The sequence below is a fragment of the Bacteroidia bacterium genome (assembly GCA_027493955.1).
In the GTDB taxonomy this organism is placed as follows: Bacteria; Bacteroidota; Ignavibacteria; order SZUA-365; family SZUA-365; genus JAOSJT01.
Map to the genome: position 1 here is coordinate 3,134,069 of JAOSJT010000001.1, position 17,003 is coordinate 3,151,071.

Annotated in this window: 16 protein-coding genes; all 16 read right to left on the minus strand. The window is 48.0% G+C overall.

The annotated features are described in order from the left end of the window. Positions 1-5 precede the first annotated feature (5 nt). On the minus strand, positions 6-1,163 hold the full coding sequence (locus tag M5R41_11950; GenBank protein ID MCZ7557102.1) for a glycosyltransferase family 4 protein: 1,158 nt from the start codon (positions 1,161-1,163) through the stop codon (positions 6-8). A 92-nt stretch (positions 1,164-1,255) separates the two neighbouring features. Continuing rightward, a complete protein-coding gene (locus tag M5R41_11955) occupies positions 1,256-1,918 on the minus strand; it encodes a class I SAM-dependent methyltransferase (GenBank protein MCZ7557103.1) in 663 nt (220 codons plus the stop codon). A gap of 66 nt (positions 1,919-1,984) precedes the next feature. Further along, positions 1,985-2,932, minus strand: a complete 948-nt coding sequence (locus M5R41_11960) for a class I SAM-dependent methyltransferase (GenBank protein ID MCZ7557104.1) — start codon at positions 2,930-2,932, stop codon at positions 1,985-1,987. Positions 2,933-3,109: 177 nt separating this feature from the next. Continuing rightward, positions 3,110-4,042: a glycosyltransferase gene (locus M5R41_11965; GenBank protein ID MCZ7557105.1), complete on the minus strand. Its 933-nt coding sequence runs from the start codon at positions 4,040-4,042 to the stop codon at positions 3,110-3,112. Between the two features lie 2 nt (positions 4,043-4,044). After that, a complete protein-coding gene (locus M5R41_11970) occupies positions 4,045-5,274 on the minus strand; it encodes an aminotransferase class I/II-fold pyridoxal phosphate-dependent enzyme (protein ID MCZ7557106.1) in 1,230 nt (409 codons plus the stop codon). After that, positions 5,271-5,927: an acetyltransferase gene (locus M5R41_11975; GenBank protein ID MCZ7557107.1), complete on the minus strand. Its 657-nt coding sequence runs from the start codon at positions 5,925-5,927 to the stop codon at positions 5,271-5,273. The genes M5R41_11970 and M5R41_11975 overlap by 4 nt, the downstream gene beginning before the upstream one ends. Further along, positions 5,914-7,074 carry a polysaccharide ABC transporter ATP-binding protein gene (locus M5R41_11980; GenBank protein MCZ7557108.1) on the minus strand — a complete coding sequence of 387 codons (1,161 nt, stop codon included), beginning with the start codon at positions 7,072-7,074 and terminating at the stop codon, positions 5,914-5,916. Before M5R41_11980 ends, M5R41_11975 begins: the two co-directional genes overlap by 14 nt. A 213-nt stretch (positions 7,075-7,287) precedes the next feature. After that, positions 7,288-8,142 (minus strand): ABC transporter permease, encoded by an 855-nt coding sequence (locus M5R41_11985; protein MCZ7557109.1) that lies wholly within the window; start codon positions 8,140-8,142, stop codon positions 7,288-7,290. Positions 8,143-8,147: 5 nt separating this feature from the next. Then, on the minus strand, positions 8,148-9,692 hold the full coding sequence (locus M5R41_11990) for a hypothetical protein (protein MCZ7557110.1): 1,545 nt from the start codon (positions 9,690-9,692) through the stop codon (positions 8,148-8,150). Between the two features lie 108 nt (positions 9,693-9,800). After that, entirely contained in the window at positions 9,801-10,964 is a 1,164-nt protein-coding gene (locus tag M5R41_11995) for a DegT/DnrJ/EryC1/StrS family aminotransferase (protein MCZ7557111.1), read from the minus strand. Positions 10,965-10,987: 23 nt separating this feature from the next. Then, a complete protein-coding gene (locus tag M5R41_12000; GenBank protein ID MCZ7557112.1) occupies positions 10,988-12,505 on the minus strand; it encodes a glycosyltransferase family 39 protein in 1,518 nt (505 codons plus the stop codon). Between the two features lie 49 nt (positions 12,506-12,554). Continuing rightward, positions 12,555-13,520 (minus strand): glycosyltransferase family 2 protein, encoded by a 966-nt coding sequence (locus tag M5R41_12005; protein ID MCZ7557113.1) that lies wholly within the window; start codon positions 13,518-13,520, stop codon positions 12,555-12,557. Positions 13,521-13,795: 275 nt separating this feature from the next. Continuing rightward, on the minus strand, positions 13,796-14,680 hold the full coding sequence (locus M5R41_12010) for a Gfo/Idh/MocA family oxidoreductase (GenBank protein MCZ7557114.1): 885 nt from the start codon (positions 14,678-14,680) through the stop codon (positions 13,796-13,798). Positions 14,681-14,757: 77 nt separating this feature from the next. Then, positions 14,758-15,432, minus strand: coding sequence for a DUF4276 family protein (locus M5R41_12015; protein MCZ7557115.1), 675 nt, complete (start codon positions 15,430-15,432; stop codon positions 14,758-14,760). Then, a complete protein-coding gene (locus tag M5R41_12020; GenBank protein MCZ7557116.1) occupies positions 15,432-16,535 on the minus strand; it encodes an AAA family ATPase in 1,104 nt (367 codons plus the stop codon). Before M5R41_12020 ends, M5R41_12015 begins: the two co-directional genes overlap by 1 nt. A 181-nt stretch (positions 16,536-16,716) precedes the next feature. Further along, positions 16,717-16,920 (minus strand): hypothetical protein, encoded by a 204-nt coding sequence (locus M5R41_12025; GenBank protein MCZ7557117.1) that lies wholly within the window; start codon positions 16,918-16,920, stop codon positions 16,717-16,719. Between the last annotated feature and the right edge of the window lie 83 nt (positions 16,921-17,003).

A 17,003-nucleotide genomic window follows, 5' to 3' on the forward strand; every position in this document is an offset into this window, starting at 1 on the left:
CATGTTCATTTTTTAATTTTCCATGATTGTATGATGTCAAGATAATGCTTTTGTGTTTTCCTGGAAATGATTTCAAGCTTGCACGTTTGGAGCATCCTTTCCCGAGCTTTATTTCCTATTGATCTTGAGACGTCCCTATTACTTAACAAATACAAGATCTTGCCTGCAAGTTCTTGTACATTTGATCTCTGAAAGAGCAGCCCGTCTACACCATCATTTATAAGCTCTGGTATACCGCCAACTTTTGAGCCAACAACAGGGACACCAGACGCCATTGCCTCATAAATTACATTTGGAGAATTATCCCACCGCGATGGTACGACAACAATTGACGCTTTCCGATAGATTTCGGGCAGCATCTCTAATCTGACTCTTCCAACTACCTTTATTCTATTATCACCTATCGTCTTCAACATTGTCTTCATAGAAGCATCAACAGATCCAACTAATTTCAATATTGCTTCAGGGAATTGAGACCAAATAATTTGCATAGCTGAAATAATACAATCAGCTCCCTTTCGATACTCGACCCTGCCAACGAATAGAATAATGAGCTCATCGGATGCCTTATCGACTGGATAAAACACATCCGTATCTACAGGATAAGGTATTACAGTTATTTCTCTATTTACTTTGCATTTTTTCTCTACAATATCGATAAGTGATCTACTTGGCGAGAACACTGCTTCTGCATTTAATACTAGCCGTCTTTGAGTTACAGCTTCTGAACGACTTGCTTGGTAGCCTGAGTCATCAGCGTTTTCCTTCCAAACCCAATCAAGAGAGTGCATTCTTATGATGACAGGGAGCAGTCTCCTTACTGAAGCATAAACTTCAACCTCATGACACTCGACAAGATCATAGCGAAATATTTTATTTAACATTTTAATGGTCTTTGTAAGCTGCCATTGATACTCAATGGATCGACAGTAACGAACAACCTCTGTACAATTGCTTAATAGCTTTGATGCATAGTAATGTAAGCCTAGAAGACCAACAGAAACAATCGTGAGGCCATTTTCACTTGCGATGGTAATCTTCTTATTTCCATATTCTATATATAAGATTGTTACAGTGTTTCCAAGACGAATTAATTCATTGGCTATTCGCCGAACGTATGAATCGTGACCACCTCCAAGCTGTGACAGATACAATATATTCATTAATTTGTTACAATAATTCGCACAAACATGTTTTTATAGTGTTGCTATAGGGACGACATTAATGTTATTTTTATGGGCAATATTTTATCGCTTTATTTTTCGCCGACAGCCAATACTACCGACCAATTATTTTTATCAATGAAGCGTAATAACAGCCTATTGACGAGCACTAGAAACTTTTGCAAGAAAGCAGACTTAATCATTCGATGCAATATTACAGAAACGGAATATGTCGGGACTATCAATATATTTTTAAATCCTGCATTAGCAAGGTCACCTTTAAGCTCATGTATTGTATAGTATCGAAGATGCGTCGGATCCTTATATGACGAATACAGTAATCCGTGTAACTCAATTTCCGATGGTGTTGCCAGCGGTACAGATATAATTACATTTCGCTTTGCTATCCGAGCCATTTCCTTAAGCGTTGATTCAGGATTAACTACATGTTCCAGGACGTCTAAACAAAGAACGGTATCATAAACACCAGCTGGGATCTTCTGCAATTCGCCTTTTTCTATATCGTAGTTAAAAATAGTCCTACCATAGCGCATCGCTTGAGAACGCAGCACTGTATTAATTTCAACGCCATCCACGATACGACCCTCTGCAGTTAAAGCTTCAATATACTGTCCTGGGCCACAACCAACATCGAGAATAACTCTCCCGGCATGTCTTCGAATATGATACATCTTACTGTTGCTTACAGCTGAAAAGGCCTGCTCTCCAAATATTGCATAATCCATTTCATCCATAGTGCGGTTTTAATAGTGTGAAATGCTGTCGCGCAATATAGTGTATGTCGTGGATATTAGAACTTCCTAAACCGCTATTTTTCTGAGGGTTACATATAGCGTATGTCCGGCGAGAAATCTTAATTCCTTTATACCAATCCACCGCAATATCTGAATCATCGCTGATAACGTGAATCTACCTACGGCCCAAAATAAGTTTAACTCAATTTCCTCGATCCATGAGCGACATTGCACATCTTTCATATTACATATTGAATCCCACCATGAAAACAGCCAATGAAACCTATGGGAGTCCAATGGTTCTCTCTTTAATCTAACCACCTCAAATCCATATCGACGCAACTCGTTAAAGCATCGCGCGGTCCACCGTGTTAGGTGATGAGGAGGACAATCAGTTGGAGAAGGACGTAAGTACTTCAATATCCCACTCGAATTTGGAACTGCAACAATAAAGTAACCATCCGTTTTTAACAATGAATTAGCTGAGCGAATAAAGTCCAGTGGTGCCTCGACGTGCTCTAGTACTTGAAAGGCACAAACAGCATCATACGATCCTCTATCTGCATGTACCACTTCATCTAAAGTATTATCAGTTATCGGTAAAGATTTGATTTGAGCATTCATTACTGCGCGATTGTTTTTATCGATCCCCTTTACCTCCTTTCCAAGAGCTAATAATTTATCTACAAAGTATCCTTCTCCACATCCAATTTCTAGAATTTTTTGACATTTTTCTAAATCTTCGAGAGCCATATTATACTCCCACTTTTCATCCAAGTAATAGTGCTTCTCATTTGAAATATCATTATAGAATTCAGATGTTCCCTCAATTAGCGGCTGAAAAGTGCCAAATCTACAATTTGAACATTCAAAGAACTCTACACTCAAAGGCAGTTCTTTAATTACATTACTACTCAACTCAACGCCCACCTGCATCCAGAGATTTTGTATAACTTCCGAATTGTAGGATTCCTGAACTTGCACCAGTTTAGACTGGCATATAATACATGTCATAAGGTAACACTTTAGCAACCAAAATGTTTAGCCGAGTAAATTAAGATAATTACAATGCACTATGAAGCACTCTATATATATTTGGATTAGTCGCTATATTAAATTACATATTTTTATGGGATTTAGAACTTACATACTCGCACCAACAGACAGCACGGTACGCTTAAGATATCATTTTCATCGACCAAACAATGAAACCTTAATCCTAAAAATTTCGATTCGCAATGCCTCTATGCTATTAATATTCATACCATATCTTAATGCTTTAGCTACGAATTTAACCTTTTGCAAAACACCTCTAGCATGAATCTCAGCAAAATGATAACACAACTCCTTCTGTGCTTGTTTCACATGCTTGTTATGACGCTTTGATGTTAATTTATTAAATATTTCTAATGAGTTAATTCTGTTTAACGCCCATTTCCCATAGGGCAGGGTGGATGTTGCCCCGCTCTTATGATAGACATGATCGCACCATACGGATTCGAGCATACCTATATCACCCCTATTCGCGTGCAATAGCATAACCATATGATCAATTGACCAGGTGTATTCATATAATGATTGTGTTTCAATCGTAAGTGGGATCTTCCTTATAACTATTGTTGCCGTAAAAGGGAATATTTGAAGCAGTTTGTTAATATTCCAATTAGCAGTAGGCAATATGCGCTCTTGCACTAATTGCCCTTGATCATTCACCATTCGTCCGTTATGAAAAGATAGCCATAAATCCAACTTGTCCATAAACAATATTTGTTTTTGCAGCTTTTCATTATAAGTCCAGTAGTCATCCCCTTCGCAAAATGCAATGTACTCACCCCTGCATTCATTGTATGTTTTTACGAAATTTTTATTCATACCTAAATTTGACGGATTTCTTCTTAACTTTATTATATCGGGATAAAGCCTTTGATACTCTTCGCAAATATCGCCAGTCCTATCTGTCGAGCAATCTTCCCCGATGACCAATTCAAACGAGAAATCCGTAACTTGCATAAGTACGCCATTTATTGCACGATCAATAAATTTCTCGTGATTATACGCCAACATCAAAATACTCACCTTTGGCGTAATAGTATTTTGGTTATTATTATTATTTGTATATACCATAATTATTTTCGTGCGCTTTGTACTCTCGTCCGTCTACTGAGCATCGAATGAATTTCGTGCCTGTTTGCAAACGCCCGAGATATAACCTGCGAAATACAATTAATTTCATCACGACGTATACTTGATCCATTTGGCAAGATCATAATGCATTTTGCCAGAAGCTCCGTTTCTTGTAATACTTCCCGCCTATGCTTTATTTGCTTCTTATACGGCTCCATTTGATGGCAACCGGGGTAAAAATAGCGCCGCGCCAGCACGTTTTCTGCATGCAGCACCTGTAATATTTCGTCTCTGGTAAGACCAACGATAGTTTCATCTATTTCAACAACAACGTACTGATAATTACATTTTTCTCTTTCAGGGTATTCGATAATCCGGATGCCTGGCAGACTACTAAAACTTTTTTTATACGCAAGATAGTTTTTGCGATTGACTGATATGAAATCATCGATACTTTCCAGGTTCGCAATACCCATTGCAGCATGCACTTCGGACATTTTGGCGTTCAGCCCGAGGTCAACGACGTTATCATATCCCGAAAAACCGAAATTCTTCATTAGTCTCAAGCGACCGGCGAGTTCTTCGCTGTTTGTCGCGATCGCTCCGCCCTCGAAGGTATTGAAAAATTTCGTTGCGTGGAAACTAAACACTTCCGCTTCTCCGAAGTTCCCGATCATGGTGCCATTGTAAGAACAACCGAAGGCATGCGCAGCATCGAACAGAAGTTTGACATTCTTTCGTTTAGCGATTTCAATAAGCTCATCAACGGCACAAGGACGCCCCCATACGTGCACTCCAAGAATTCCTGAAGTGGCTGGGCCGATGAGTTCTGTGACTTTACCGGGGTCAAGATTGTGCGTTTCCGGATCTATGTCGCAGAATACTGGCGTAATACCCTGCCACTGCAGTGCATGTGCTGTCGCCACGAATGTGAAGGACGGAACGATAACTTCGCCCTTCAATTCCAACGCTTTAATCAGTATTTCAAGTCCAACGGTCGCGTTGGAAACGACGACACAATGTTTGACCTGGAGGTACTCCGCTATGCGCTTCTCGAACTCCTGCGCGAGCGGGCCATTATTGGAGAGCCATTTCCGTTGGAAGATTCCATCCAGCAACTCGTCGAACCGATCACGGTTGCCAATGTTCGGCCGACCTACATGAAGTGCTTCTCTGAATGCTGGCCTGCCTCCAAATATCGCTAAGTTTCGGTCTTCTTCACTGATGTTCACTGAAGATGCTCCCTTTTTATATGTGCTGGTACACCATAGGCGACGACACTCTCAGGAATATTCTTCGTGACGACCGCGCCGGCACCTATTAGAGACTGCGCACCTATACATACCCCATCGATCACGACTGCTCCTATTCCAATTTGTGAGGCCTCACCGATAATGACACCACCGGCGAGATGAGCACCAGGACAGACATGCACCGCATCACCAAGTACGCAATCATGATCTACAGATGCCGCTGTATTGATAATAACGCTGCGGCCTAATCGCACTCCAGGTCCTACTACCGCACCCGCTGCAATAATCGTACCACCATCAATACATACATCCGCAGCGACGGTCGCCCGGGGATGGATGACATTCGGCATAACGAACCCCAAGGTGCGCAATTCCTCATTGAGTTGCGATCTCCTTCGACAATCCCCGAAGCCAGGCAGGATTTTCAATATTCCTTTTTTACGCAGTATTTCGAGGCACTCCCTACCGCCAATGACCAACGATCCGCAGAACGCCTCTCCGGCTCGATCAGGGTTCAACTCGTCAATAAAACCCTCGATTTGAAACCGGCCCTCCAGACGTACGATATCGGCTACTACTTTCGCATGTCCACCTGCGCCCCAAATCACGACGCCCGTATCAGGCAGTCCCATTTGCACTCCACATACGCGTCTTTGCAGCCTCCGCGTGATCACTACCCTCGATTCGACACCATGTCGTCGCTCTGACCCTGATTACGCCCTCTTTGTGTCCCTGCCAGCCGAACTGACCGTTCGGTGACGGCAGAAGTTCAAACGTGAGCACATCGTGCGCCTGAGCGACTACATGGGCGCGATTAGCGACAAGCAGGAGCCAACCAATGGAGTAGGTTCCTTCATTCAAAATATTGGCAGGGATAGTTGCGCATAGCGTAACCTCGCCGATACCGTACTTTTCGTGATCACGATACACAGAGCTATCTACGAGCACGAGTATCCCGTTTTCATCTCGAAGATGATACGTCACATCCAACAGATCCCGGGAATTCCTCGTCCAATACCTGAATCTGAAACGAATTTCGTCGCTTGTATACAGTGGCGTGCCAGGACTTGACGGCATCAATACCTCTGCGGAGAGCAGTTTATGTTCGGCATCCCCCGGAGCCATTGACTGCTCCCAATCGCAGCGTACATTGCTCACAAGAAAATTCTTCATATACGAAGATACCGCATCACGCGCACTCCCACGGTAAACTACTTCACCCTGTTTAAGAACGATGCCGCCTGTACAGAGATTCTGAACAGCCTCCATGTTGTGACTGACGAACAGGACCGTCCTCCCTTCCAACGCTACTTCGCTCATTTTTCCGAGACATTTCTTTTGGAACTCCGCATCGCCTACGGCCAGGACTTCGTCCACTACCAGTATCTCCGGTTCCAGGTGCGCCGCAACTGCGAAGGCGAGCCGTACATGCATACCGCTAGAGTATCGCTTCACTGGCGTTTCAATAAACGCATTGACACCCGCAAATTCCACGATCTCATCGAATTTTTCTGCGATCTCGCGTTTCGTCATTCCGAGAATAGAGCCGTTCAGATAAATATTTTCTCTACCCGTAAGCTCCGGGTGAAATCCTGTACCAACTTCGAGCAAGCTTGCCACGCGACCTCGAATCTTCACTTCGCCGGAGCTGGGTGCTGTAACTCTTGAGAGGATTTTCAGCAGCGTCGATTTCCCTGCACCGTTTTTACCAATTATCCCCAAAATCTCGCCCTCGTTTACTTCGATGGAGACGCCATGCAAGGCCATAACTTCGTCCATACCGCCCTGAAGCACACCTCTTGTTTGATCAATTCGTAGATTCGGATCTTGGCGTCCACGCTTGCGAGCCCACCAGGACTGCAAGTCGTGTGTAAGGGTTTTATGACTCAAAACTCCTAGCCGATAGCGCTTCGTGAGTTCATCGACCTTTATTACAACCTTGGACAATATGGTGCTAATTATATTTGATTGAGGGATGTGATTGTTGCAAGATCAAACCGTATCCATGAAGGTTTTTTCCACCCTGCTGAACAAAAGTACGCCTAAAGCGAGCGTGAGCAGGATAACTGCAGCGCTCGTACCGAGGTAATCCCATCGAAACACACCTGCTCCGAGGAAGGAATATCTAAACGCTTCAACGATTGCCGTCATCGGATTTGCCAGGAGCAGCGGTAGGTATTTATCCGGAAGGACTGAGAGTGGATAGACAACCGGCGTTGCGTACATGAGGAGCTGGACACCGAACTGTACGACTAAGCGCAAATCCCTGTATTTCGTCGTGAGCGAGGAGATAATAATCCCTGTACCAAGACCCAGAGCGGCCATCATCAACAGGAGAACAGGGAGTAGCAGTACATACCAATTAATCAGCACCTCGGTACCGATAAACCAATAATAGAACAGGAAGCCAATAAAAAACAGGAATTGAATGCCGAAGGTGATCATATTAGTGATCACGATGGATATTGGCACGGCAAGCCGGGGAAAATAGACTTTTCCGAAAATATTGGCATTGGCAATAAAGGTATCGGAGGTCTTGGTCAAACAGGTAGAGAAATACGTCCAGGTGATGGTGCCTGCCATATAAAACAGCATCGGCGGCACACCGTCGGTGGGGATTTTGGCGATATTACCGAATACCACCGTGAATATCACAGTGGTAAAAAAAGGCTGCAAGAAGAACCAGAGAGGTCCGAGAATTGTCTGCTTGTAAAACTGTACGAAATCCCTGCGTACGAACAACATAATCAAATCACGGTACTGCCAAAGCTCGCGCAGGTTTACGTCGAACCAACCGCTTTTCGGTTTAATAATTGTTGTCCACTCGGCTGAATTTTGCTCTTGCATTTCTATTATTTTTGAACCGAGAAGCGGGAGTAGTTATTAACAGAAGGGAGTAGTAATAACAAACACGCAAAAGCCATGATTTGCGGATATTCGAGGTATTGCCGGAAGCAGAGGGAGCCGGAAATGAGCACGAAGGTAAACATCACGAGAGCGATGTTGCGGGTTTGCTCTGTTACTCCATCACCGTTTGTTGCTCGTAGCCGCTCTCTGAACACGGTCCCGAGAAAAAACAGAAGGAGGAGGTTGCCGAGCAGACCGAATTCCGCTGCCTGAGCCACCAGTCCCGATACCTGCACCTGCGCCGTGGCTCCGGCTATCCCCTTCTGTGCCTGCTTCAGCACAGTCTCATATTCCTGTGCTGTACGTGCACCAATTACACTGGGAAAAGGATATTCGAGCTTGTACAATCCGTCGGTGAGCCGCTTGTTTGCCACGCGGCTGCCGAAGCTGCCCGCGCCTGTCCCGAACAGCGCATCCAAGGGATTATCGTAGAGATACGTAAGCGTGTTGCGGTAGAGCAGCGCCTTGTTCGTGTGCGCGAACCAGGTGTCGCCAGCGTAAATCATTACGGCCAAAACAATCGGGAGCAGTGTGCCAAGGAGCAACGCCGTGAATGTCAGGGTCGTCATCCTCACCGCGAAACGTGAGAGCAGCAACAGCGCGACGGCAATACTGGCGGCCACAAGCAGGGATGGTACGGCATGCGTGGTTTCCGTCACGCCAAAGAGATACAGCAAGGCGACGGCAAGCAGCAGAAGCGGGAATGAACGCCTTTGCAACGCGCTGAGGAGCACCCATGCAAAGAGTATGGCCAACAGGAAGCCCAGTTGATGCGCGTCCACCAGCGTACCGCGATTCCAGTCCGGATCGGCATACGGCAGCGACACGCCGAGGCCGAGAAACAGATTGAACCCCTTGAAGAGGCCATTGAACCCCGCGAGATATAGCGAGGCATGTCCGATGAGCAGCGGGTACAGCAGCACGACGGCGGCCTGGGCGCTGAGCAGCGTGAGCAACATACGCCGCAGTGCGAGCAACTCCTCGCGGCTCCATTCCAGGCCCTGAAAGAGCAGGATGTACAAGGTCGGTATTGCCAGCGCGGAAGCGAAATACGCCGGCAGGGACCAGATGTCCGTCGTATCGCCGAGGCGCAGCAGCCACAGCAGCAGCAGGTATACGAGGAAAGCACACCAGGCACGGAAAATCGGCGAAACCCGGAGGCGTGCACGTACGCATGCGCTGCCAAGGCGCGGCAACATACCCAGCACCGCCAGCACATACACCAGGGCGACGGTCTTTTGAAAGGGCACCATGGACGCCACCAGCAAGCCGCCGAGCAGCAGCACTCTGTCGCGGCTCCACCAACCGGCCAGCAGGGGAAGCAGCGTGAAGGCGATGATTTCCCCGAGGGACAGCGCGTCCTCTCCGCCGTAGGTTCCGCGCCGCAGAGCGATGGCCAGTAGATACAGGAAGACCATGCCGAAGAGCGCCAGAGTAGGACGCAACTCTTTGAATCGGGTTAGTATCGCTGAGATGTAACGGTTTATCACGGCCTCATGGTGCTTTCGGTGGTCGTTGGCTTCGGCTACTGGCTTCGGCTTCGCTCAGCCAGCGGAACCGAAGGGCGGTCAATGGCCGTACTCTTGCGACGAGCTCACCTATACGGTATTGAGCAGTATCCCGCGCACGGTATGGATGATTCTGTCCACATCGCCATCGCTGAGCTTTGGTGACAGCGGTATGCTCACCGTTTGCCTCCCGATATGCATGGCCTGCGGATACTGCTCCGGCAGCCAGCCATAGCGCTCGCGATAGTACGGATGCTCGGGTATGCTGAGATAATGCACACCCACACCGATGCCCTCCTGCGTCATGCGGTCGAGAAAGCCGTCGCGCGAAATGCCGCAGCGCTGCTCGTCAATCAGCAGGGTGAAGAGATGCAGGGCGTGCCGCGATGCGGGGTCAATAGGCGCGGGCAGGGTGACGGGCAAATCGGCGAAGGCCTCCATGTATCGTAGCCATATCGCCTCGCGCCGTTGCCAATACTGCTCGATACGCTCGAGCTGATGCAAGCCGATGGCGGCCTGGAGATCCATCATATTGTACTTGAAGCCCGCCTCCAATACCTGATAGTGCTTGTAACCATCATCGCCGAAGCGCTTCCAGGCATCGCGCGACATGCCGTGCAAGCCCAGCATTTTGATACGGTCTATGTGCTCTTCGCGCCTGGCCAGCACCATTCCTCCCTCGCCCGTGGTGATATTCTTGGTGGCATAGAAGGAAAAGCAGGCGAAATCCCCGAAGCTGCCGGACTGCCGGCCATGCCAGGTGCTTTCGATGGCGTGCGCGCAATCCTCTATCACCATCAACTCATGCTCCTCGGCGAGCTTCATGATAGTAACCATATCGCAGCAGCGGCCGGCAAAATGCACGGGCATAATCGCCTTTGTCCGGGGCGTGATCGCTGCTTCAATGGCGGCAGCGGTGATGTTCATGCTCGCTTCGTCAACATCCACAAGCACGGGAACAGCCCCGCTGTGAATAATGGCGTTGATGGTGGCGCAAAACGTCATCGGCGTGGTGATTACCTCGTCACCCGGTCCCACGCCTGCCGCAAGCAGACTGAGATGCAGTGCCGCCGTGCAGGAATGCAGCGCGGCCGCATACGAAGCACCCTTGTACTCCCGGAACATATCCTCGAAACGCGCGACCTTGGGACCGGTACCAAGCCAGGCGGAGCGGAGGGAAGAGATTATCTCATCGATCTCTTCAGATTCTATCCGTGGTTGGCCAAATACAATGAATTCTGGAGGATGTATCAACAGATCACTTCTTCAGTATTGCTTCATGAATTTAATCCAGTCGAGACGAGTTCTGGATTTTCGACATGTTCTTTTTGCATCTCTTTGCGCCTCAAAGTCCATCCAACATAAAGAGAAAATGCACCCAGTAGAGATAAAAGTATAATCGCGACAGACTGTAAAACACTAAATAATTTAGAAATAGTTCCGTGCGGATTCACTGTATGGGATTGGATTTGCCCCAACCATGGCAACGTGAAGCCGGAATTAACGAATTCCAACACATGCGTATAGTAGGTCTCAGTAAATCCTCGCATGGCACCAGCAATATTTATAAGCATGCCAAATATCATAAGGAAATAGAATGTCCCCTTGCCTCGTTCTCTTAGCATTACTGATACCGGAATTACCAAAAATGGCATCGCAAACAAAAGATAGCGCGGACCAAAGGCGCCTCCTGCATTCCAACCCTTGAATGAAGCAACGTAACAAAGTGCTGAAAGGAACATGACACCAGAAAACACAAGCATTCTGTCTCTCTTTTGCTTATCAACAATCGCGTGCCCAAAAGAAACAATCGCCAACATCGATATCGGCGCGAACAAAAGTAGACCTCGTTCAGGACTCAGTAGCAATCCGATAAACCTTTCAGCTCTAGGATACGATAGACCGATCATACCCTCACTCACGATATTCTGATATGATTCGCCAGCAAGGAAATGATAACCTGTTTTGAACGGATGATCAAACAAGACCACATTATGCAAAGCTAAGGCTATAACAGGGATCGCAAATCCTGCAAAATACAAAACTGTGAATTGTCTTTTAAACATCACAACATAGATTGTTACTCCCGCAGCAACGAGCAGACCGGAAACTTCGACAGTAAAAGTCATCGCCGTCACTAAACCCAAGGCCACAACATGCCATTTTGTCAGCTCATCGTGTTCAGCGCGCAATAGATAATACACCGCCATTGCTGTGAATAGCATGGAAAAAACCTGCTCGAAAAGCACTACCGCATGCCACATAATATGCGTGGCAAAGGCAAAGGCAATTGCCACCATGTACGATGTAAAGGCCGAACTTGTAACAAGCAAGGATATTTTATAGATAAACAGGACGAGCAAAGCACCGGCAACACCCACAGTGAAAATGACGACGAAACCTTGAGAAAGGAAATACTCAACATTGTCAACGCTACCGTAGAACGAGCTGTCTTCGAGCTTTGTTTTCTTATAGGATTGGATTTCACCGAAATTCGCCTTGATTGCATCAGGCAACATCGCATACATTAATTTGAAAAGCACATATGATGGCACAGCAAAAATGCTGGGACCCGGCAATGCTCCGGCGTAATAATGCCCTTCATAGTATGCTTTGTCGCATGTATTCTCATGATACTTATCGATAGTAAACGACCCTTCATTTACGAGACTGTGTGTTGTGTTCATGTACCTATTTGGAGTCACTCCGCCTGCTGGCGTAAAGAACATAGCGTACGTGAGCCATACAGTAGCAAACAAAACAAACGGTACATTATTACGTATTACTTTTTCCATTCTAACTCTTACTAACGAGCCACAGTTACTGAATTATTGTCGCGGGATTTCAAGCAGACTGGTGATTTCTCTCCGCGGCCGTATCGTACGCAGAATTGATCAGATTTGTTGTTTGCACGATGTATGCGGGTCTTGATTTCACTTGTAAAAACATTCTTGCGATGTACTCACCCAGTATGCCAAGAACAATCATCTGCATACCACCAATGAACAGTACACTTACCAGAACAGAAGCCCACCCCGGGACAACTCTGCCCACAAACAGCGCCATAATGATCGCATAGAGACCATACAGCGCAGATGATCCCGCAATTACAGCTCCCAATAGCGCTGACAAATGCAATGGTTTGACGCTGAATGATGTTATCCCTGTTGTAGCGAAAGCAATCATCTTTCTATAGCTATATTTCGTTGCGCCGAAACACCGCTCCGATGACTCATATTGCAGGCAACATCTCTTAAAGCCAACCCAATTAAAATATCCACGAAAGAACAACTCGTACTCTTCTGATGACTTTACCAAATCACCGATTCGCCTATCAATTAATCGGAAATCGGCACTACCCGGGACAATATTTGTATCAGATAATCGCGACATTACTAGGTAGAACAACCTTGAAGTCCATTTTTTTAACTTAGGCACGCTAGCATTATCAATCCTGACCGTTGTTACAATTTGATATCCTTGCTCCCATTTTTCTATCATCTGCGGGATCAATTCCGGCGGCTGCTGCAAATCCCCATCGAGCATGACAATACAATCACCACTGGCATACGATATACCTGCTCTCAATGCCGCCTGATGACCAAAATTTCTTGAAAATGAAAGATATTTTATTCTTTGATCAGAAAGTGACAACGAGATAATTTTATCCAAACTGCGATCTTGACTCCCATCGTCAATAAAAATAACTTCTCTTAGATCAGATTCACGCACACTTACAAAGATCCGATTTAATATTGGCTCGATGCTATCTTCTTCATTGCATATCGGGATTACGATACTCACTTTCATCTCATACACCGTTTTTTAAAGTTGATCGTGTATATCGCTATCATTTACATTTTCCGATTCTATGTCGCTTTCTGACGCACCGGTAACGTACAATCCGGATGAGAGTAGAGAAGTGTGGCGTACGTTTTACTCCAACACTCTTGCGTCCACCAAAGTTAAATCCGTCTTCCATTATGCGAAGGAACCTCAAGCCGCCGGATCGCATCGCCGAGCAGCTCGCTAAACCAACTTCCTTGTAACTCAAGAAGCTGGCGTCCTGTGAGATGAGCCCTCCATCACCGCAACTCCCGCACCAACGCGATGGAAGCATAGGCCTCGTCTATACCGAAGCCGCCGCCGCTGAGTATGTCGTGGTACACGTCGGTATGCAAGTGCTCGAAGCCGCCGGCGAGGTCATAGGCGGCGCCGTCCACGGTGAGGGCGCGATAACCGCGGCCCTGTGCCTCCCCTGGCATATCGGCGGGGTTGGTGGAGAGAAACCAGGACACATCCGCATGCTCGAGCTGCAGGCGGCCGACCATTTTTTGTCGCTCTCTGATCTCCACGTCAACGGCCCGCACGTCCCCGAATATCCACAGCAGCAGATCGAAGAAATGTATGCCTATATTGCTCGCGATGCCGCCGGATTTTTCCTTGTCGCCCTTCCACGAATAGCCATACCAGCGTCCGCGCGGCGCGATGTAGCGTAAATCCACCGTGTGTCGCCTTGTGCCCCCGGCCTGCTCCACCGTTTGTTTGAGCGCTATCGCCGCCGGATGGAGGCGCAACTGGAGAATGACATACACACGGCGTTCATACTCCGCTTCCAGGTCCCGCAGCGCATCGAGATTCCAGGGATTGAGCACCAGCGGCTTCTCGCAAATCGCATGCGCTCCCACCCGGAGTGCCTGCCGTATGTGGGCGTCGTGCAGGTGATTGGGGGAACAGATGCTCACATATTGCACCCGCTCACTCCCGGGTCCCCGCCGCAATTTCTCCAGATGCCGGTCGAAACGCTCGAACTCCGTGAAAAACGCCGCATCCGGGAAATAGCTATCCAGCACCCCCACCGAATCGTGCGGGTCCACCGCCGCCACAAGCGTATTGCCGGTTTCCTTTATCGCTTTGAGGTGGCGCGGAGCTATGTAACCGGCGACGCCGGTGATGGCGAAATTGGACAATTGGGTTAGCGGTTGGGAAATGGTAAAGGGTAAAGGGTAAAGGGTGAAGGGATTTACGATTGACGATTTACGATTCTTCAGCCCAAGGTCTCGAGACGAGTCAACCAATCGTTAAAATGCGGACAAGCGGCACGCAAGCGCTGGAGACCTATCGCTTCCGCGATGAGCGGACCTGCTGTTGATTTCGCCGCCGCATACTCAGGTATCTGCCCAATGATGCGCCTGCTCGGAGCAGTTTCAAAATTGTCGTTGATCAGTTCGGGCTCTGTTTGCTGTGCTATCGCGGCCAAATTCTGGAGCGGCCCGTCACCGCAATTAAGCAATCCTCGGAATTGCTCCGGATCCACAAAGAGGAGCGCTTCGAACTCATGCAATTGTACATAGGGTATGAATCTCGGATCAGCGATATCGGCGGAGAAGGCTTGTTCCAGTTCTGCCACCCGGTCGTACGGCCGGGGGCGATGCATCTCTGACTCTGCTCTTCCGGGAAAATCCCCGGGAAGCCCATAGAGATCGATCATCGTGGTGAAGTACACATCCCTGCCGGGGTTCTGCGTCAGGAAACGTACAATATCATTTTTCATCTGTACGTACTTTCGGATCCCGCCACGATGCACATGCTGCCTTTTCCGGGCGTTCGCGATCAGTACAGGATGAACCTGTATATCCCTGCGCAACAGGTGCTCGTTCAGCGTGCTTCCAGCCCACGTCTGCTCGGTAGGACCTTCAGCAAAAAGATACAACCGTGACATCAGAAGGGGCCGCCGCCGAAGACGTTTTTCTCCCACACGTCGCCGAGTGTGTATTCTTCAAGCCATGACTCCAATGCGTCGGGATCCGGTCTGGAGAAACGCGTACCGCGACTCACTTTCTGAACAATCACGATATCATTGCGGTCGAAGTGATCAAGTAAGCCGGGTGATTGTGTACTAATCATGACTTGCGTATTCATTGCGGCCTGCTTCATCACCGAAGCGATCACATTCAACGCATACGGATGAAGGCCCAATTCTGGTTCGTCTACGATAATCAGATCCGGAGTTGAATCCACTGGCTGCAGAAAGAGTGTGATCAGGCAGATGGATCTCAATGTTCCATCCGAGAGTTGATGAGGCCCAAACACCTGATCGGAGCCGGTTTCTTTCCAATTGAGGATGATGTCTTTCTTCTCGGTTCCTGCGGGTTCCAGATCGAAATCGTCGAAGTATGGTGCGATCAATCGTATGTGCTTCACGATGCGATGGTACTGCTTCGGGTCGGCCTCGTTCTTCAATTTGTACAGGACGGCGGCCAGGTTGCCCGCGTCCGGCATGAGAAAGCGCGAATCACCGATATAGCAATGCTGTCGGACACGCGCGGTTGACGAGGTGTCGTGGAAGTGATATACACGACAGCGACTGAGAAGGTACCTGAATACTTTCGCCACCTCGTCGCCTTCCTCGGCAGCGTCTCCTATGCGTGTTTCAAGCTGGCCTGCCCCGAGTGATTTTTCAACGGGTCTGACCTGATCGGTTTTACGATACCGCAGGGTCTCGTCAGCGAATACCAGCGTATCCCCGGCCGCATGAAAGAGACGCATTGAATACTCATCCTCCGCCCCATCCAGCTCGAATTTCAGCGTCGCCTCCAACTGCGGCGTCTGCTTTGGTCCGTACGAAAGAATGGTTTGCGCTCGCCCGGAAACACCGATGTGTATCTGCAATCGTTGGGCCATCATCTCATTGAGAAAACGGAAAAACGCGATGAGATTACTTTTTCCCGCTCCGTTGGCACCAACGAGCACATTCATACGACTGAGGCGCACCTCAGAGTCGCAGAGAGACTTGAATCCCTTGATGTGCAGGTGGGTTAGCATGTGGATTTACGATGGTGGATGGACGATTGACGAATGACGATTGACGATTTGCCTGCCCGCCGAAGCATCGTACGTGTTTGGCACGACCGTTGTTGGAAGAGGGCGAAGGCGGGACGATTTACTCAGTGAAGTTAGGCCTGGCAGGGTGCTATTTGTGGAAATCCGGAGGCAGCGTTTCAGCTCATGCAACGTCTTTACCGTCGGTATTGTCCCCGGTATCGTCAAGCTTCCAGATATATGCGGGCTCGCCTCGTGCGCGGAGCAATGGTGCGGCGATGGTTTGAAGCTTGATGAGGATACGGACTTTCTCTTCAATCGGAAGCCTGGCCAGGGCGAGGCGTCGCTTCTCTTTCGCTGCAAGGATACGTTGCAGCTCCGGGTTCATTACTTTCACCTATGCTCCCGTAGTCGAAGGAGGAGATTTGCGATTTGCCTGCCCGCCGAAGCATCGTACGTGTTTGGCACAAC